Source organism: Anaerocolumna sp. AGMB13025 (assembly GCF_029689925.1).
In the GTDB taxonomy this organism is placed as follows: domain Bacteria; phylum Bacillota; class Clostridia; order Lachnospirales; family Lachnospiraceae; genus Anaerocolumna.
Window position 1 is genome coordinate 3,650,766 of the sequence record NZ_CP121445.1, and the last position, 19,137, is coordinate 3,669,902.

Annotated in this window: 17 protein-coding genes; all 17 read right to left on the reverse strand. The window is 39.3% G+C overall.

Features of this window, described 5'->3' with window-relative positions:
- Positions 1-254: 254 nt before the first annotated feature.
- Entirely contained in the window at positions 255-1,514 is a 1,260-nt protein-coding gene (gene hisIE, locus QA584_RS15000; RefSeq protein WP_278269855.1) for a bifunctional phosphoribosyl-AMP cyclohydrolase/phosphoribosyl-ATP diphosphatase HisIE, read from the reverse strand.
- 25 nt (positions 1,515-1,539) lie between these two features.
- Positions 1,540-2,130, reverse strand: coding sequence for an imidazoleglycerol-phosphate dehydratase HisB (gene hisB, locus QA584_RS15005; RefSeq protein ID WP_278269856.1), 591 nt, complete (start codon positions 2,128-2,130; stop codon positions 1,540-1,542).
- Positions 2,131-2,146: 16 nt separating this feature from the next.
- On the reverse strand, positions 2,147-3,439 hold the full coding sequence (gene hisD / locus QA584_RS15010) for a histidinol dehydrogenase (protein WP_278269857.1): 1,293 nt from the start codon (positions 3,437-3,439) through the stop codon (positions 2,147-2,149).
- Positions 3,440-3,443: 4 nt separating this feature from the next.
- On the reverse strand, positions 3,444-4,094 hold the full coding sequence (gene hisG, locus QA584_RS15015) for an ATP phosphoribosyltransferase (protein ID WP_278269858.1): 651 nt from the start codon (positions 4,092-4,094) through the stop codon (positions 3,444-3,446).
- An 18-nt stretch (positions 4,095-4,112) separates the two neighbouring features.
- A complete protein-coding gene (gene hisZ / locus QA584_RS15020) occupies positions 4,113-5,372 on the reverse strand; it encodes an ATP phosphoribosyltransferase regulatory subunit (RefSeq protein WP_278269859.1) in 1,260 nt (419 codons plus the stop codon).
- A gap of 255 nt (positions 5,373-5,627) precedes the next feature.
- Positions 5,628-6,224: a Holliday junction resolvase RecU gene (locus QA584_RS15025; protein ID WP_278269860.1), complete on the reverse strand. Its 597-nt coding sequence runs from the start codon at positions 6,222-6,224 to the stop codon at positions 5,628-5,630.
- A gap of 106 nt (positions 6,225-6,330) precedes the next feature.
- Entirely contained in the window at positions 6,331-7,299 is a 969-nt protein-coding gene (locus QA584_RS15030) for an RluA family pseudouridine synthase (RefSeq protein WP_278269861.1), read from the reverse strand.
- Between the two features lie 89 nt (positions 7,300-7,388).
- Complete coding sequence (locus tag QA584_RS15035; RefSeq protein WP_278275183.1) at positions 7,389-8,036, reverse strand: HAD family hydrolase; 648 nt, start codon at positions 8,034-8,036, stop codon at positions 7,389-7,391.
- A gap of 17 nt (positions 8,037-8,053) precedes the next feature.
- A complete protein-coding gene (locus tag QA584_RS15040; protein WP_278269862.1) occupies positions 8,054-8,770 on the reverse strand; it encodes a pseudouridine synthase in 717 nt (238 codons plus the stop codon).
- 22 nt (positions 8,771-8,792) lie between these two features.
- Positions 8,793-10,181, reverse strand: a complete 1,389-nt coding sequence (locus tag QA584_RS15045; RefSeq protein WP_278269863.1) for an RsmF rRNA methyltransferase first C-terminal domain-containing protein — start codon at positions 10,179-10,181, stop codon at positions 8,793-8,795.
- Positions 10,182-10,207: 26 nt separating this feature from the next.
- The gene (locus tag QA584_RS15050; RefSeq protein WP_278269864.1) at positions 10,208-11,011 is read right to left on the reverse strand and encodes a GTP pyrophosphokinase; all 804 of its coding nucleotides are present in this window, start codon (positions 11,009-11,011) and stop codon (positions 10,208-10,210) included.
- Positions 11,012-11,090: 79 nt separating this feature from the next.
- Positions 11,091-12,104, reverse strand: a complete 1,014-nt coding sequence (locus tag QA584_RS15055; RefSeq protein ID WP_278269865.1) for a M23 family metallopeptidase — start codon at positions 12,102-12,104, stop codon at positions 11,091-11,093.
- Between the two features lie 305 nt (positions 12,105-12,409).
- Positions 12,410-13,741: an LCP family protein gene (locus QA584_RS15060; RefSeq protein WP_278269866.1), complete on the reverse strand. Its 1,332-nt coding sequence runs from the start codon at positions 13,739-13,741 to the stop codon at positions 12,410-12,412.
- Between the two features lie 370 nt (positions 13,742-14,111).
- Positions 14,112-15,338, reverse strand: coding sequence for a CapA family protein (locus tag QA584_RS15065; protein ID WP_278269867.1), 1,227 nt, complete (start codon positions 15,336-15,338; stop codon positions 14,112-14,114).
- Positions 15,339-15,340: 2 nt separating this feature from the next.
- Positions 15,341-16,792, reverse strand: coding sequence for an aminoacyl-histidine dipeptidase (locus QA584_RS15070; RefSeq protein WP_278269868.1), 1,452 nt, complete (start codon positions 16,790-16,792; stop codon positions 15,341-15,343).
- A gap of 437 nt (positions 16,793-17,229) precedes the next feature.
- On the reverse strand, positions 17,230-18,594 hold the full coding sequence (locus QA584_RS15075) for a PFL family protein (RefSeq protein WP_278269869.1): 1,365 nt from the start codon (positions 18,592-18,594) through the stop codon (positions 17,230-17,232).
- Between the two features lie 175 nt (positions 18,595-18,769).
- A complete protein-coding gene (locus tag QA584_RS15080; RefSeq protein ID WP_278269870.1) occupies positions 18,770-19,042 on the reverse strand; it encodes an ACT domain-containing protein in 273 nt (90 codons plus the stop codon).
- Between the last annotated feature and the right edge of the window lie 95 nt (positions 19,043-19,137).

Below are 19,137 nucleotides of genomic sequence, written 5' to 3' on the forward strand. Positions count from 1 at the left end.
ATAACCTCCATGGACTTGCCGCTGTTAACCATGTGCAGCAGTACTCCAGATTTTTACACACAGTTTATTTTCCTGTATCGCAGTTTCCTGCACAATACACCTGCACAAATATAAAGAGTGGACTTTCGTCCACTCCTATTCATTCCTGTATCTTACTTACATTAGTTTATTATAGCACCGTTTACTATATAATGCAAGCTATTTACTTAAAATATTTTCCATTTTTAGATTTAAGCATACATGCAAGTAAACTGTTATCTTCTATGAGCAAGCTCCTTTACGACATCTGACCAGTCCAGATTGCATTCAGCCATCAGCACCATCATATGATAAAGGAAGTCTGAGATTTCATATTTTAACTCTTCCGAATCCGGATTCTTAGCGGCAATAATCATTTCCGTTGCTTCTTCACCGCATTTTTTTAGAATCTTATCGATTCCTTTATCAAAAAGATAATTGGTATAAGAACCGTCTTTGGGATTTTTCTTCCGGTCTAAAATAACTCGGAACACTTCATTAAAGACTGTCAGCGGATTGGTATCATCATATTCCTTTTTCACCAGTTCAGTATAAAAACAGGATGGACTTCCCGTGTGGCAGGCCGGTCCTAACTGCAATACCTTGGCTAATATGGTGTCTTTGTCACAGTCTAAGAGTAAGGCTTTTACATATTGATAATGACCGGAGGTTTCACCTTTGGTCCATAATGTCTGACGGCTTCTGCTGTAATAGGTCATCTTCCCGGTTTCAATAGTTTTCTGAAAGGCTTCTTCATTCATATAGGCAACCATTAAAACTTCGTTGGTCTTATATTCCTGAACCACCACCGGTATCATACCATCACTGTTTAACTTAAACTCCTGGAAACTGATACTGCTGTCAAACGTATTAACTTCTATATTCTGTGCCTTTAAAGACTGCTTTGCCTTAAATATATCCTTATCTTTAAAGTAACTGGTAGCTATGCCTATTACCTTGTCCGGCTGTAATAATGAGGATGTATCATTATTAGATAAACTGTCCCGTATAATGATAGACATGGATTGGGCATCCATGGCATAACGTAAGTCATCCGTTAATTCCACATGTTTTAGCAGTAAAGCATATACCCCAAGTTCTGACAGGGAGTTTATAAATTCCTGATTATAAATATCTTTATAATTATCCAGTTCCAGAATAATGGTATCTTTTCCAAACCGCTCGGAAGCTTCTTTTATGACCTGGTGCTGCTTAAGCATGGAGTATTTTAACATAACAAAAGAAGCACCGGTGTATAATGCTTTTTTTACATCTTCAAACCGCTCCACATAACAGCCGATATATACAGGAATATCAATCTGCTTGGTCACCTCTTTTACTGCGCTTAGGAATTCTTCCCTGGATACTTCATCCGCAGAATAATTATATACAAATAACTCATCGGCACCGCCGATTTCATATTTGACCGCTTCTGCAACAATATTAGCCGTTAGTTCATTTTCACAATTTATATATGGAATTATTTTTTTATACAATGCTTTGCCTCCAAACACTTTATTCTTAGTCTACCGTACCTTTTGTAGACAGGACATCTGATATTCTGGGATCATATCCGCATCCTTCATCCAACGCTCTTGCAAATGCCTTAAAGATTGCTTCTATAATATGATGATTATTCGTTCCGTGAATCAGCTTTATATGCAGATTCATTCCGCAGGCATAACTTACTGCATAGAAAAATTCTTTCACCATTTCCGTGTCTAAGTATCCCACGCGGTCGGTGGTTAAATTCACATCATATACGAAATATGGTCTGCCGGACAAATCAATCGCACATAAGACCAAGGTTTCATCCATAGGAAGAAAAGAACTGCCGTACCGTTTAATCCCTTTTTTATCTCCCAAAGCCTCCTTGATCGCCTTCCCTAATACAATTCCCGTATCCTCTACAGTATGATGTCCGTCCACGTATAAATCACCGGATACATTTAGTTTCATATCAAAAAAACCATGTTTTGCAAAGCTGTATAACATATGGTCAAAAAAACCGATGCCGGTATTGATATCCGCAACTCCTGTGCCGTCTAAATCCAGTTGAAGTGCAATTCCGGTTTCGTTGGTTTTTCTTTGAATTTCTGCGTTTCTAGCCAAATTCATATCCCCCTTTCTAATCTTCAAACCGGACTGCAATTGAGTTCGCATGGGCAGTTAAACCCTCCGCATTTGCAAATTTTACAATATCCGGATAAATTGGTTCAAGCGCTTCTCTTGAATAGGATATGATACTTGATTTTTTAATAAAGTCATCCACACTAAGAGGGGAAAAGAATTTAGCAGTTCCGTTGGTCGGAAGGACATGATTGGGTCCTGCAAAATAGTCACCCAAAGGTTCGCTGCTGTATTCTCCCAAAAAAATAGCACCGGCATTCTTAATTTTAGTCATTACGGAAAACGGGTCCTTTGTAATGATTTCCAGATGCTCAGAAGCAATTTCATTGGCAGTTTCCACCGCCTCTGTAAGGCTATCGGCTAAGAGGATGTATCCATAGTTATCAAGAGACTTGTTTATGATATCTTTTCTTGATAATTGTTTTGTAAACTGATCTACATTGGTTGATACCTGTTCTGCTACTTCCCTGCTGGTAGTAATTAAAATCGCAGAAGCCAGTTCGTCATGCTCTGCCTGGGACAGTAAATCTGCAGCCACATAACGTGGATTGGCAGTTTCATCGGCAATCACAAGTATCTCACTGGGTCCTGCGATAGAGTCAATGCTTACATGACCATACACCGCTTTTTTTGCCAGTGCGACATAGATATTACCCGGTCCCACAATTTTATCTACCTTATTAATACAATCAGTTCCATGGGCCAGGGCAGCAATTGCCTGAGCTCCGCCGACTTTATAAATTTCTGTGACTCCTGCTTCCTTTGCTGCAACCAGGGTACCGCAATATATTTTTCCGTCCTTATCCGGCGGTGTTACCATGGCAATCCGTTCTACACCTGCTACCTTAGCCGGAATCACATTCATTAATACCGAAGAAGGGTAAGCTGCTTTGCCACCAGGTACATATACACCCACAGCGCCAATGGGAGTTACTTTCTGACCTAAGATAATGCCACTAGGATCACTGTCAAACCAACTGTATTGTTTCTGTTTGGCATGATACGTTTCGATATTGGCGGCTGCTTTTTTGATGACAGCTAATACCGAAGGGTCTATTAAGGAATAAGCTTCCTTTATTTCTTCTTCTGTAACCCGTATGGTATCAGCAGTTAAATCTGCCTGGTCAAAACGTTTTGTATAGTCAAATAATGCCTGGTCTTTTCTAACTCTGACATCTTCAATAATCTGATTCACGGTTTCTGCATAAGCCTCATACTGGTTCGGACTTCTCTTTAATAAATTCTTAAGTATGTCTTTCTTCGATTCTGCTTCCAGTTTCACTATCTTCATACTGTTACACCTCCTTGGTAGTTAAAACTTCCCTTAATGCACTGATTAACTTGGTAATCCGCTCATGCTCCATCTTCATGCTGACCTGGTTTACCACCATTCTGGCTGAGAGCTGGCATATTTCCTCCAATACCTCAAGACCATTCTCTCTTAAGGTGGAACCAGTTTCCACAATATCTACGATTACTTCTGAAAGTCCTACGATAGGAGCTAATTCAATGGAACCGTTTAATTTAATAATTTCAACGGTCTGGTGCTTTTTATTATAAAAATAATCCTTGGCTATATTTGGGTATTTGGTGGCTACTCTTATAAGTTCACCGTGTTGTAAGAGCTCCTTTGCTTCTTTGGGTCCAGCTACACACATTCGGCACCTGCCAAGACCTAAGTCAATGACTTCATATAATTTACGACCTTCCTCTAGTATGGTATCCCGCCCTACTACACCGATATCGGCAGCACCATATTCCACATAGGTGGGAACATCATTGGCTTTTGCCAGGAATATTTTAATTTTCTGTTCTTCATTGACAAAGATAAGCTTTCTGGAATTGGGATCCTTCATTTCTTCACAGGAAAAGCCTATCTGTTCCAATATTTCCAGTGTCTTTTTTGCCAGCCTGCCCTTAGCCAGGGCAAAAGTTAAATATCTCATAGAATCCTCCAAGGTGAACTAGCTCATAAAATCCTGAATTCTTGCTTCATTAATTTCTCCGCTTGTGGCATTGATTACTTTAATTAAAGAGGGCGTTTCATAATATAAAATCCCCCCGTTTCCATTACGCCTGGAATAAGAAATATATTCAGAGAGGGGTATTTCTTCCTTAATGCATAGTAATTCAATATTCATCCCCTGACTCCTAAAGTGACCTGCAAGTACCACTGCATTCTCAAGCAGATTATGTTTGTATAGTATCAGGGTGTTCACCGTTTCCTGTTTGATTTCAATTTTCTGTCTGGACAACGCAAGCATCAGCTGATCCACTAAAATAGCCAGACCAATTGCCGGTGCATCTTTACCAAATTGCCCTACCAGATTATCATAACGACCGCCGTTGGCTATGGTATCACCGGTTCCATAGGTATAAGCTCGGAATATAATCCCGGTATAGTAGTTATATTTGCTTAACATGCCAAGATCAAAGGTGATATATTTCTCCAGTCCATATGCCGTCAGGATGGTATATAGCTGTTCCAGACGTTCTATCGCCTTAAGAGCCCTGATATTTTTCGTTAATTCCTTGGCTTTTGTCAGCTTGTCGGAGGAACCGAATAATTCCGGCAGAGTCAGAAAAACGGTTTTTAACTCATCGCTGATATTCTTACTTAAGATAATTTCTTCTACCCCAAACATATTTTTCTTTTCAATAAGGATTCTTAACTGAGTCTCTTCTTCCTCATCAAAACCAGCCTCTTCTACCAAACCCCTGAAAAAATCTGCTTCTCCGATTTCCACCTGAAATTCTTTTAATCCGGCTTCTAACAGACATTCTATGGTAAGTGCCAGCATCTGTGCATCGGCATCAACAGAATCGTCATTCATTAGTTCCGCACCTAACTGGGTAGCTTCCTTTAGCTTGCCCTGGTAACTGCTGTTATTGATAAAGGTGCTTCCCATATAACATAACCTAATGGGAAATATCTCATCTTTATAATACTTGGCCGCACATCTGGCAATGGAGGGGGTAATATCCGGTCTTAAGACTAAAGTGTTGCCATCACGGTCAAAGAATTTATACATATCCCTGGCTGCAACAGTTCCCCGCTCCTTACTGAAAATATCAAAGAATTCAAAAGTTGGGGTCTGTATATCCTTAAAGCCATGAAGCTCCATAACATGGTGGAGACGGTTTTGTAACTGGAGCTTTCTTTCGCATTCCGCATTATAAATATCCCTTACACCTTCCGGCGTATGTAGTAATTTTTCTATCATAGTTACCTCCGATCTTATAAGGGATTATTCTCTCACTTAAAAGATGAATCTTATATACAGTCGCTTTATTATAGTAACGTGATAATTCGCTACCATGGTAATGTTTACTATTATATTACAATCGTTACACCCTGTCAACTGCTAACCGACAATTTACTTTTCTCTGGTGTTCTGGTAAGAAGGTAAAGATATGATCTATAACAGACACTGCGCGGCCATGCTGTTAACAGTAACATACTCCTGTCAATTGACTTTCTAACAGCTGCTATCCCTCTGCTGCTGCCCAGCCCCGCTGCTGCTGTCCATCCCCGCTGCTGCTTCATCCCTGTCTTCCATATCCTTTGCAATATTTTCAATGTAATGGATAAAGATATTGTTTTTACAGGATATCTCATTCTCCATATCCAGCTCTTCAAATCGGAAGCTCTTCCTGCCGCCGCTTCTAGCCCTTTCCCAGAATTCAGTCAGCCGTTTAAAAGGCAGGTAATAATATAGATTTCTCTTAGAATAATAAATCAACAGGAAAGCAATCCCTCCCTGTTCTTCAAAGTCCTTCATAAAGTTCACCTGATGTTCATGGACATTCTGGAGCGCAAAGGTATCCGCCGCACACTCCTTTGCATCAAAACAAACAGGCACACCCTGAACGACGCCGATATAATCCACCGTACTCTTTTCTTCAAAATAAGCCAGGGTAATATGTCTCTTCTCTTTATCAATGGCTGTTGGAGTAATTGGCGTTGGTATCTTTTGAATCAGTGCCAGCTTTTTTTCTCTGTATCTTGTGTTGGTTAAATTAATTAACTCCTCTAAGGAAGAACCTCTAAGACCTCTGGAATTCCAAGACGGCATACCCATCCTCCTTTCAATATCATCAAATCTCAGATAATTGCTATAATATTGTATCTATATGTCAGGCAATTCATACATCCTGATTCAAGTGTCCAAAAGCCCTTAGTTATAAGCCCAAAACTTCTTTCTGAATCCGGATAAAATAATCCGGAAGAGACGCTCGTAAGACTTTGCCCGATAACTGCTTAAACTCCCCCTCCATTTTGGGAAAAACCAGCTCGTAAGAATGTAACAGCTGATGTTGTAATTGAAAGGTTTTCCTTAATTCCGCATTATTCTTTTTACTGCCATACTTACCATCCCCAATTACAGGGTGGCCGATACTGCTTAAATGGGCACGGATCTGATGGGTTTTACCCGTAATTAGTTTTACCTTTAGTAATGTATAGTTCTCATTATAGTTAAGAGGTTCATATTCCGTTTTAATCGGTTCGCTTCCTTCCGTAAATTCCTCTGTTACAGTAACTTTATTAGCCGCCTCATCTTTTACAAGGTAACCTGCAATTTTCTGTGATTCCTTTATTGATCCCTTAACGATACACAGATAGTACTTATCAAGGGTTCTTTCCCGGAATAACTCCGACAGGGTTTGCAAACCAAGAAGGGTTTTCCCGGCAGCAACCAAGCCGCTGGTATTGCGGTCCAGACGGTTACAGATACCAGGTTTAAAAAATTGAAGTTCATCCTCTGTTATCTGTTTGGTAGTAAGCAGATAGGATATAATATGTTCCACTAATGATATATCATCCTTACCGGCTTTCTGAGAGAGCAAACCTGCCGGTTTATTAACTACCAGGATATTCTCATCCTCATACACTACTGTGAAGTCATGTTCTACTTTTGTAGTGTGATAAGTTTCACTGAAATTCAGAATCGTTTCCTCAGAGAGAAATAATTTTATTTCATCATTTAACTGGGTTTTTTCTGAACCGTCCGCTTTTTTCCCATTTAGTATAATATTCTTCTTGCGAAGCATTTTATAAATGAAACTTTTAGGCGCTTTGTTAAGCTGCTTCATAAGGAGCTTATCTAAACGCTGACCGGCTTCATTCTTATCAACTGTTATAATTTTCATTGCCCGCTCCTGTGTATAAGTTATCGCCTATTTCGATTAATCGTCAGTCAAGTTAACCAGAAACCAATGTACTGGTTCTATGAAACTTATCAATTAAATAATTCCTTAAATGACTCAATATAATAATCCGCCAGTTCCTGTTTTTTATCCGTAACATCACTGGAATAGGAATCATATACCGCACACACCTTCATTCCTGCATTTTTGCCTGCCATAATACCTTGTATTACATCTTCAAACACCAGGCAATCCTTAGCAGCCATCTCTAAATCCTTGGCAACTAATTGATATATGTCCGGTGAGGGTTTTCCCTTTTCCACCTCACAGGAAGTACGGATGGAGTGGAAATATCCATTCACCTTATGTTTTTCAATTACCAGTTCCACTAATTCCCTGGAATTACTGGTGGCAATGCCTGCTTTTATATTATTATCTTTTAAGAACCGGAGTAATTCCAAGGTCCCCTCTTTTAACGGAACACTTGTCATATATTTATCCCAGGCCATTTGGTTCCATTCCTCTTTTATAGCCTCAAGGGACTGAGTTAATTTAAAACGATTCTTAAAATATACCGCAGTTTCCGAAAAACTCATTCCTTCTATTTCACTTTGCAGATTCTCCGGGAGCTCAATTCCGTATTTTCCAAGGAATTCAATATCGATATCTCGCCACATCCACATAGAATCTACCAGGGTACCATCCAGATCAAAGATAACCGCTTTCACGTTATCAAATATTTTATTCATGCTTTATCCTATCCTTTTAATCTATTTAATTCCTCTTCTGTCAGCTTTCTGTATCCTCCAAGGATAAGGTTCTCATCCAATACTAAGTCACCCATACTTAACCGTTTCAGATAAAGTACCTCTTTTCCTACTGCCTCAAACATCCGCTTAACCTGATGGAATTTACCTTCATAAATAGTTACTTCAACTTCTGAAACTTCACCCGCTTTTTTAATAACTAACCTGGCAGGCAGGGTTGTAAAATCATCCTCGAGTTTAATTCCTGAATGGAACACGATAACATCCTCCTCATCTACCTTGCCTTTTATATGGGCGTAATAGGTCTTTGGTACATGTTTTTTAGGGGACAGTAAACGGTGTGCCAAATCTCCGTCATTTGTGATAAGTAACAGTCCTTCCGTGTCTTTATCCAGTCTTCCTACCGGAAATAAATCTTTATTTTTACCAGTTTCGATTAATTCTACGACTGTCTTACAATGCTTGTCGGTTGTTGCAGAAACTACTCCAGCCGGCTTATTAAGCATATAATATTCCAACGCTTCGTACTCAATACAGCGGCTGTCAAAATACACTTCTGCCTGTGAGATATCAAGCTTAAGATCCGGTTGTTTTACCACTTTACCACCAACCGTTATCCTTCCTTTTCTGATATATTCCTTTACCTCACTTCTCGTACCTGCTCCCATATCTGCAAGGTATTTATCCAAGCGAACCAGTGCACCCATATTGATTTTCCTTTCTGTCCTACTACATCCAGCGCCAGCCGGGCAGATATTTATTTTTCAGTACTCCTGCTGCTAGTTTACCCCATCCTAACGGAAATCCGTCTACACATAGCAGGTTCAGTCCTTCCTGATACTCACCCTTTATATCAAGGGTTTCACATTTTAAATATTTTATGGTATCAGGATCAGCCGCCGTTAAATCTATAACAAGGTTATAGTCCTCTCTCTTTAAAGCACAGGCAAGGGCCTGACTGGGTTCAAACCTGTTCTTTTTCATTTCTCCAAGAAAAAGTCCCATTCTCATAATGCGTAACCCTTTCAGGTTAGGTAATTCTTTCGGCATCAAGTAAAGCTTGTCCTCTCGTAAGCTGATATGCTTTATCTCCTCGTGCAGCCCTATTTTTTTAAGAAAGTCCACAGCTTCATCGGATAAGGTTATCTTCTCTTTGTTCTCTGTGAAGAAGGCTTGTCCTTCTTCTGATCCATCTTTTTTAAGTAAGGTTATAAAATGACCTTCTCCCTGAATCTTATGAGGCCACAGCCGAATACAATTCTTTAATTCTTCCGGTCCGTTTACCCATTCCGGTCTGCCAAAAGAGAACCCTTCATACGAAACTTTATTCTTATCCTTGCCCTCCAGGGGATTAACAACATGAAATTCAGGGCATTGTTCTAATAAAAACGCTATGGTACCTTCATTTTCCTCCGGTGAGAACGTACAGGTGGAATAGAGCATACTGCCGCCAGGTTTTAACATTTTGGCGGCACTTAGGATAATCTCTTTTTGAAGTTTATTGTAATAACCTACTCCATACTGTTCCCAATTTTTCATAATGGCAGGACTTTTACGGAACATACCTTCACCGGAACAGGGGGCATCTACTAATATCTTATCAAAGTACCCTTCAAAATAGTTAACCAGCTTCCCAGGAGCTTCGCTGATTATAACGGGATTCTTTACTCCGAACAATTCTATGTTCTTAAGCAGGGCTTTCGCTCTGGAATTACTGATATCATTGGCAATCAGTACGCCTTCTCCTTTTAGTCTGGCGGCCAGTTCGGTGCTTTTACCTCCCGGGGCAGCACACAAGTCCAGGACTTTATCTCCTGGGTTTACTGGTAACAGGCTTGCCGGGGTCATGGCACTGGGTTCTTGTATATAATATAAACCGGCATAATAATACGGGTGTTTTGCCGGCTGATCTTTTTCATCAAAAAAATAACCATTTTCAATCCAGGGAATGCGCTTTATTTCATAGGGACAGATTTTTTCAAACTCCTCCGGTGTTATCTTAAGGGTATTGACCCTTAATCCGCTGTAATGCTTTTTCTCAAAACACGCGGTATAATCTAAAAACTCTTCTCCTAATAGTTCCTTCATCCGGTCTTCAAACTGCTTTGGTAATGTCATTATAATCTCCTTACATCTTACTTTCCTTATCGGAGGCTCTGTGCACGGTATCCTTCCGATATAATATCCAGTTCTCTATTAAATCGTTCTAGCTGTTCCAAATCCCCTGATTCATAAATCTGGAAGAACTCATCCTGTATTTTAACAACTTCCCGCTTATTGGCTACTTTATACAGGTTCTGTATATTGTTTAGAATATCTGCCACCATATTTGCTTTAATCTTAAAGGAATTCTGGGCATCCATAATCTCGTCTCTTACCAAAGACATCTCCTGATCCAGTGCAATAACTGCATCAGCGGCTTTTGTAAGTCTTTCTCTGATGTGTTCTGGCATATTCTGTTTGTATTTATATTGCAGGGAATGTTCAATGGTAGACCAGAAATTCATCGCCAGGGTACGAATCTGAATTTCTGCCTGAAGTTCCTTGGTGCCCTTTAAGGTCTGCACGTTATAATATATAATCAAATGAAAGCTCCGGTATCCGCTTGGTTTCATTGTAGTGATATAATCTTTCTCACTTTTTATGCGCATATCGGTTCTTTTTTTTATAATTTCAACGACCTTCTGAATATCCTCCACGAACTGGCAGATAATACGGATACCTGCAATATCTTCTACTTTTTCTTCGATATCTTCAAGGGCTATTTGTTTTTTCTGAGCCTTTTCCAGAATACTGGAGATAGTTTTTACTCTTCCGTTTACCTGTTCAATGGGAGAATAATCTCCCATTTTACGATATTCCTCTATAATATGATTAAACTTAACCACTAATTCATCTACTGCCAGGAAATAGGGATCCAGTATTTCCCTCCATAATTGTATTTCCATTCATCCTCACTCCTTGTCCCCCAAATAATCAATTCATATTATTATACCACATACCTACATATTTGTGGAAATAATTTTATCATTTTAGAGTCTCTAAATACCGCAGTACCAGATAGGGGTTGACACTTAACTCCCCAAAATCCGTTTCAACATAAATCCCAACATGGAGATGTACATCAAATTTTCCCACCGTTCCTTCACTCCCGTATCCGCTGTCTCCCATATAACCTAATAACTGTCCTGCCTTAATGGTATCTCCTACCTGAAGCTCCGGTGCGTAGGATTCTAAATGAGCATAATAAAAGTAAGCTCCGTATGTACCTCTAATTCCAATCCGGTAACCTCCCTGCTCCAGCCAACCCTTTTTCTCCACCGTTCCATCCGTCATACTGACCACCGGATAATCTCCCCTAATATTCTCTGCGGACATTAAATCCGTACCCTCATGTCTTCGGTTACCGCCATAACTTCGATATTCATTCCAGGTGTCGGTAAATGTAATATTAAGCTTTCCCACTTTATCTGGGATAACCGGATAACATTTGATATCCGCCAATATTGCTTTATAATACCTGCTTAACTCGGTAAAGCTTGGGTTCTGTGACAGATTCTTAATCAAGTAATTCATATTGCTTTTGCGTAAAGTTTTAGCATTTTTTAAATTATATTCATTTAATAACATAGAAACTGTTATATAGTCAGCTGGATTAGGTTCTTTGCTTGTAAGTTCTTCGTTTGTAACTTCCTTTCTTGTAAGTTCCTTACTATATTTATCTTTTACCGTTTTTATCAGATTAACAGGTATCATCATTTCTCGGAAAGCATCATAATCAATTCCTTCCGCTTTTACATCCTGAATTATTAGATCCAGCTCAAGGCGGTTTAAAGTAATCCCTGTAATAGTCAGGGTTATCATCAGCAGAACACTGTAAAACCGCAAAAGTTTTAGAGTTATGGCTTTGTTATTGCTGCTTTTATAAGTTCTGGGGCTTTTATAGGTCCTGGTGCTTTTATAGGTTCTGGGGTTTTTATAGGATCTGTGACTTTTATAAACTCTGCTGTTATAAACACGGTTTCTTTTCAGATAAGGCATTGCTTTCTCCAATTTTAAAGTTTGGCACGTCCTTATTATTATATGTATGGGAAAAGAAGATATGCTTATTACCAGAAAGAATATGCCGTGAATTTCATAAGAATATTCTGTGAAAGTACTGGAGGCTGGCTCGCCAGATTCTACACATCCGTGATATTCTCCTCTTGAAGGTCATGGGTTTCCTGTACAGGTGCTTTGATTTTACAGGATAGTACAGAGAACTTTCCTCGTATGTAACATAAAAAAAGACCGGTCGTTTAAGAATATTCTTAAACAGCTGATCTTTTCGTATTGACTTTATTCTATCATTTATTTAATTGATTTTCACTGCCGAATATAAAATCATGCAGTATCTTGGTATTTTCCTGCAAATTTGGTATTAACACCGACATTTTACGAACATAACCTTCTTCAAACGTATGATCTGCCGGTATACGCATGTTCTGTATCTCAGACATTCCCATATTCATGGCCGTCCTTAAATAAGTTTCAAAATCGTCCGGTTTAATGTCAGTAGTGATCAGTGGCAGAATATCATTTAACAATAAGACCAGTTCGGGCAGGCTCTTTGATTTATACTGTTCAAAGATAGCATTTAATACAATCCGCTGCCTGGATGTTCTGCCAAAATCATTGATCTGGTCATCTCCGGTGGCTACATATCGAACCCTGCAGTAACCAAGGGCCTGATTACCCTTTAGAATCTGCATGCCTTCCACAACATTCCTGTATTCCGGTTTTGATATATAATTTGTCGTATTCAGATAATTGGCTTCCGTTCTGGTTAATGTTATCTTAACCCCGCCAAGTTTATCAATTACCTTTTCAAAATCGTCAAAACCCACCAAAACATAGCCATCCAGTTTGATTCCAAAGTTTAACTCGATGGTCTTATATAGCAAAGGAACACCGCCGATTTCGTAGGCAGCATTTAATTTATTATCTTTATTACCAGGTATCTGAACTAGCATATCCCTCATCAAAGAGGTCAATTTAAATGTTTTATCCTTGGTATTCATGGTAGCAATCATCATGATATCCGTACGTCCCCGTCCGCCGCCGGAATCGATTGCTTCTTCTCCTAAAAGAAGGATATTGGTTACACCATTTTCGATTCTGGCACTATCCTCTGACTGGCTCTGGTCCCACAAAACCGGTGTATCTGTAACCTGAGCGGGCTGCTTCGTTTCCTCCACATCATCCGTTACTTCCTGGGTAGCTACATTCACCCCTTCATCATAATTCATTTTACTGTATGCATAATCCGTAGCTGCCTGCCACAGAAAATTTCTTCCAAAAGGTGTTAATAATAAGACAAAACATACACATAAAATAGTGACAAAACTTATAAGAGCCACTTTTATAAAACGGGGAAACTTCTTTTTCTCTCTGCCTGTGCCCGTCTTATTCTGCATGTCCAACTCGTTTGTAATCTGTCTGCTTAAATCTTCATTAAGACCTTCTATAAATTCTTCTTCATTGCTTATAACGATTTCCTTCTCTATAGGCTCGTCTTTCACAAGTTCATCCACCCACTTCGTAAAATCATATTGCTCTTCGGATACTTCGCCGTTCCCAGCTTTATCAGTCGTTGAATCCTGTAATTCCTCTGGATTATCCATTTCCTGCTTTTTCATATTCTGACTCCTGTATTTACTATTTCAGTTCGATTCCAAATACTGGTATGGAATATTATAGCATGGTTAGATTAGAATGTAAAATTTTTTTTAACGAAATGTAAATTTATTTCTGTTTAACTAATAATAGTCCAATAAACGAAAATGTTTAATTATCATCATTTCCGTTTACGGACTACTATTATAGTATATAGAGTATTCTTATTGTGTTATCACAAGGTCTATCGTGTTATCACAAGGTCTATCGTGCTATCACAAGGTCTATCGCGCTATCACAAGGTCTATTGTGTTATCAGGATCTATTATGTTAAGGGACAGCGTCTACTATTTTGGCACAGCATTTATTGTGTAAGCTGGGTTATATTATTTCTTAATGAATTACCGTACCATCGTTGTTAAACTGAATACCAAAGGATATACCCGTCATATATTCATAAAACTTTTGTATCTCTTCAGCTTTTACAAGTTCACCGGTAAGGGATTCCACAGCTCTTCCCGGTATCAGCCGTATACTGCCTTCATTCTGCTCGTTTATGGAAACCTTAAGTAAAGCCGTCTGCTTAATGTTACTATAAAACATAAAGTTACCCAGGCTGTAAACAATTGGTTTTCCATTATAATATTCGATTCCCTGCAGTACATGGGGATGGCTTCCCACTACCAGGTCCGCCCCTGCATCTATGTACTGTTTTGCCAGATTACGCTGGTATTCCTCTGGCGTATCGTGTTTTTCAAGCCCCCAGTGGACATATACTACGACAAAATCACTTTGAGTCCTGGCAGTTTTAATATCTTCAACCAGGTACGTCGGGTCATAGGTCGTTAACATACCTGGTTTATTGGCATATGCATTCCAGGTAGGTTCCGGAATTACCCTGGAGGCACCAAGACAGGCAATCTTCTTTCCTTTTATATTGAAATACTTGATTTCTCTGGCCTCTGTTAAGTTATTTCCGGCACCTGCATACTGTATACCGGCACTGTTTAATGCAGCAAAGGAATCGGTTAAGCCCTCAATACCAAAATCCATAGAATGATTGTTAGCCAAAGAAACCACATCCACCTGCATATCTTTAAAAATCTGAACATTTTCAGGGGCTACACGGAAGGTATACTGCTTGTTCTCTGCCTTGGTGCCTCTTTCGGTAAAGGCAAACTCCTGGTTTACCATAGCAAGGTCGGCGTTTCTAAACTCTTCTTGAAAATTCCTGGATAAGATACCATCTATTCCACGCTTTTTATACGTATTCAGAATATTATCCGTCATATTGATATCACCGGAAAATAGTAATTCAATATTCTCCCATGGTATATCATCATCCTTTGAATCTTCCGATGTATTACCACCAGGATTCACGGAAGCATCCTCAGCACCGGTATTCCCTGAATTATCCGTAGAATTCCCCGAATTCAAATCCTCCCCTGTGCTCTGGCCGGCATCTGGAGTATTTGTCAAATCTTTGGTACTTTGATCACTATTCACTTGTTCTGCAAAACGGTTCGTATACCGGTTAAATTCAACAGTTACCACAACACCAAGTAAAGTAAAGGTAAATATGATAAATGCCAATAAACGGTACATTTTCTTTCTGCTCATGTTTATTTCAATCCTTCAATTACCTTTTCCAGGTATTTATATACTCGTATGGCGGAGGATATGCTGAGGCGTTCCTTGGGTGTATGAATATCATGCATATCCGGTCCTAGGGATACAATATCAACTCCGGGTATTTTCTCTGCAAAGAAACCACATTCCAATCCGGCATGAACAGCTTCTAACTTCGGTTCATTGCCGTATTGTTCTTTATATACTTTAATTAAATGTTCCCTTAATGCCGATTCTTTTTTAAATTCCCAGGCTGGGTACTGTGCCCTTACAAAGAACTCGCCGCCTAAGAATTGCGCCATATATCGCAGCTTGTCAGTCAGATGCAGCTTATAGCTGTTAACAGAACTGCGCACAGAAAAACAGTACATGGCTTTGTCTTCTTCTATGCGAAATACTCCCAGATTTAAGGAACTTTCAACCAGTCCAGGAATATCGGTACTCATTACCTGAACTCCGTTGGGAGTATTTAGTAAGAAGAATAATACTTTTTCAAATGACGTCGGATGCAGAAAGTGGTATTCTCCTTCTCCTAAGTTAGTTGCCTCAATCTCCAGATGAGGTTCACTGGATACTAATTCCGTCTTATATTTTTTAACCAGTTCTTCAAATCTTAAGTTAAATTCGTCCAAATCCTCTGGCTGCAAAAACAGATTTGCACTGGAGTCTCTGGGAATTGCATTATCCTTTTGACCGCCCGTCATATCAATCAGCCCGAAACCAACCTGTTCCCTTAATTCAAATAAGAGTCTTCCCATAAGCTTTGTTGCATTGGTTCTGTTCTTATCGATTTCAGCACCGGAATGACCTCCCTGTAAATCACTAATAGCAATATTGATTTTAACTCCTTTATCACTAATACGGTTAACTGGCAGCTCACAGGTACTGGTTAGTCCACCTGCGGAACTGGTCCATAAAACTCCTTCATTTTCCGAGTCGGCATTAATCATGTATTTGCCCTTTAAAATGGATACGTCCACACCCATAGCGCCATCCATACCAGTCTCTTCATCTGTTGTAATTACAACTTCAATTCTTGGATGACTTAAGGTGGTATCCTCTAACAAGGCAAGGGCATATGCAACAGCTATCCCGTTATCTGCTCCAAGTGTAGTGCGGTCAGCGTGGATATAATCCCCCTCCACAAAAAGCTCAATTCCTTCTGTCAAAAAATCGTGGGTACAGTCATTGGTTTTTTCACAAACCATATCCATATGTCCCTGAAGGATAACAGCCGGTGCATTCTCATAACCGGAAGATGCTTCTTTGATGATAACAACATTCTCATATTCATCCTGAACATATTGAAGTCCATGGCTTTTTGCAAATTCAGCCAGGTAATTGCTGATAGCCGTATTATTTTTAGAACCTCTTGGTATTGCAGAAATTTCACTAAAAAAATGAAATACCTTCTTATAGTCCATATCCAATAATTGTTGATTCATGTTTTATACCCTTGCATATCGCAAAATTACTTGCGATACTGCCACAAAAAATGTGAAACAAGTCTCACGGTTGAAAGAATTCTAGTGTGGCATCCTTTCTATTCATATATTTTCTTTCAACCTTTGAAAGAATCGAAGTACGGCATCCTTTCATTCCTATATTCTCTTTTCAATCTTTGAAAGAAGCGTAATATGGCATCCTTTCATTCCTATATTTTCTTTTCAACCTTTGAAAGAAGCGTAATATGGCATTATTTCATTCCTATATTTTCTTTTTAACCTTTGAAAGAAGCGTAATATTACATTATTTCATTCCTATATTTTCTTTTCAATCATCATGTTATAATTTCCGCTTCCGTGCCATCCTGGCATAATATCTTATCTTTAGTCCGGCGTAAGTCACACCCGATTACCCCCGAATTAATTGAATATTTACATTAATTCTTAAAACTATGAATCGGAGCAGGTATCCTTCCCCCTCGGTTAATAAAGTCATCACAACTAAAGGGATTAACCGGCATAACCGGTGCATATCCAAGGAGACCACCGAATTCCACCATATCTCCTACTTTTTTACCGATAACCGGGATGATACGGACCGCTGTTGTCTTTTGGTTTATCATTCCAATTGCCATTTCATCGGCTATAATACCAGATATGGTAGTAGCTTTTGTATCACCGGGAATCGCAATCATATCAAGACCTACGGAGCAAACACAGGTCATGGCTTCCAGTTTCTCTAAGGTAAGCGCTCCAGCCTGAACTGCATTGATCATACCCTGGTCTTCACTGACTGGTATAAACGCGCCGCTTAAGCCCCCTACATAAGATGAAGCCATAACACCGCCCTTTTTAACCTGATCATTTAATAGGGCAAGAGCTGCCGTAGTACCGGGTGCACCTGCATGCTCCAGACCGATTTCCTGGAAGATCTCCGCTACACTGTCCCCAACTGCCGGGGTAGGCGCTAAAGATAAATCGATGATTCCAAAAGGTATGTTTAACCTTCTAGAGGCTTCCTGGGCTACCAGCTGTCCTACTCTGGTTATCTTAAAGGCTGTAGTCTTAATGGTTTCACACAAGGTACCAAAATCAGCTCCTCTTACATTCTCCAGTGCTTTCTTTACAACACCCGGACCACTGACCCCGACATTAATAATGGCATCTCCTTCCGTAATACCGTGAAATGCACCTGCCATAAAAGGATTATCATCAGGAGCATTACAAAATACCACTAATTTGGCACAGCCAAGGGAGTCTCTGTCTTTTGTCAGATTTGCTGTTTCTATTACGATTTCACCTAAGAGCTTAACTGCATCCATATCAATACCAGTTTTGGTGGAACCTACGTTTACGGAGCTGCACACTCTTTCGGTTATTGCAAGCGCTTTGGGAATTGATTTGATCAGATTCAGGTCACTGGTGGTCATTCCTTTGGATACAAGGGCTGAATAACCTCCAATAAAGTTAACACCTACTGTTTTTGCCGCACGGTCAAGAGTTTGTGCAATGGTAACATAATCCTCCGGGCTTTTACAGGCTGCTGCCCCAACAAGTGATATTGGGGTTACCGATATCCGTTTGTTTACAATAGGGATACCATATTCTCTTTCAATTGACTTTCCCGTCGCTACTAGATCTTTTGCTACAGTAGTGATTTTATCATATATTTTTTTATTGACTTCTTCTAAATTATTATCCGCACAATCGAGGAGGCTTATTCCTAATGTAATCGTTCTTACATCCAGATTTTCCTGCTCGATCATTTTGTTGGTTTCAATAACTTCATGAATATTTATCATTTTGACCTCTCTTTCGAATATCTGCCTGGTTTCAATATCCACTGACCCTTGGATTTTAGATTGTTAACGAAATACCTGTGGCAAATAATCTCCACAGGCTGTCATATCCGTCTATAATATATACTGAAAACTATATAATACTATAATAAGTTATACAAATTGATTACAGGCAGAATTACAGACGGTGCATTTTATTAAAAATATCCTCATGCTGTGCTTTAATAATAACACCGATTTCTTCTCCAATCTGCTCTAATTCCGTAGCAAGATCTTCGAAATTCTTAGTTGCTTCATTGGCATCCACAATCATCATCATATTAAAATATCCTTGTACAATCGTCTGGGTAATATCTAATATATTCACTTTGTTATTCGCTAAATACGTACAAACCTTTGCAATAATTCCAACACTGTCTTTACCGACAACGGTTATAATCGTTTTTTTCATACTTAATACCCTTGTATATCGCAAGTTTCCTGCGACACAGCCACAGAATAAAAGTTGAAAGAAGGTATTGTGGCACCTTTCAGTTTTGTTATTTT

What these genes read in the sequence shown, in the direction of transcription:
- QA584_RS15080 (WP_278269870.1), bottom strand. Translation starts at nt 19,042, where the DNA reads ATGAAAAAAACGATTATAACCGTTGTCGGTAAAGACAGTGTTGGAATT.
- hisG (WP_278269858.1), bottom strand. Translation starts at nt 4,094, where the DNA reads ATGAGATATTTAACTTTTGCCCTGGCTAAGGGCAGGCTGGCAAAAAAG.
- QA584_RS15030 (WP_278269861.1), bottom strand. Translation starts at nt 7,299, where the DNA reads ATGAAAATTATAACAGTTGATAAGAATGAAGCCGGTCAGCGTTTAGAT.
- QA584_RS15060 (WP_278269866.1), bottom strand. Translation starts at nt 13,741, where the DNA reads ATGAAAAAGCAGGAAATGGATAATCCAGAGGAATTACAGGATTCAACG.
- QA584_RS15070 (WP_278269868.1), bottom strand. Translation starts at nt 16,792, where the DNA reads ATGAATCAACAATTATTGGATATGGACTATAAGAAGGTATTTCATTTT.
- QA584_RS15055 (WP_278269865.1), bottom strand. Translation starts at nt 12,104, where the DNA reads ATGCCTTATCTGAAAAGAAACCGTGTTTATAACAGCAGAGTTTATAAA.
- QA584_RS15045 (WP_278269863.1), bottom strand. Translation starts at nt 10,181, where the DNA reads ATGACATTACCAAAGCAGTTTGAAGACCGGATGAAGGAACTATTAGGA.
- QA584_RS15050 (WP_278269864.1), bottom strand. Translation starts at nt 11,011, where the DNA reads ATGGAAATACAATTATGGAGGGAAATACTGGATCCCTATTTCCTGGCA.
- hisZ (WP_278269859.1), bottom strand. Translation starts at nt 5,372, where the DNA reads ATGATAGAAAAATTACTACATACGCCGGAAGGTGTAAGGGATATTTAT.
- hisD (WP_278269857.1), bottom strand. Translation starts at nt 3,439, where the DNA reads ATGAAGATAGTGAAACTGGAAGCAGAATCGAAGAAAGACATACTTAAG.
- QA584_RS15065 (WP_278269867.1), bottom strand. Translation starts at nt 15,338, where the DNA reads ATGAGCAGAAAGAAAATGTACCGTTTATTGGCATTTATCATATTTACC.
- QA584_RS15040 (WP_278269862.1), bottom strand. Translation starts at nt 8,770, where the DNA reads ATGGGTGCACTGGTTCGCTTGGATAAATACCTTGCAGATATGGGAGCA.
- QA584_RS15075 (WP_278269869.1), bottom strand. Translation starts at nt 18,594, where the DNA reads ATGATAAATATTCATGAAGTTATTGAAACCAACAAAATGATCGAGCAG.
- QA584_RS15025 (WP_278269860.1), bottom strand. Translation starts at nt 6,224, where the DNA reads ATGCCGTCTTGGAATTCCAGAGGTCTTAGAGGTTCTTCCTTAGAGGAG.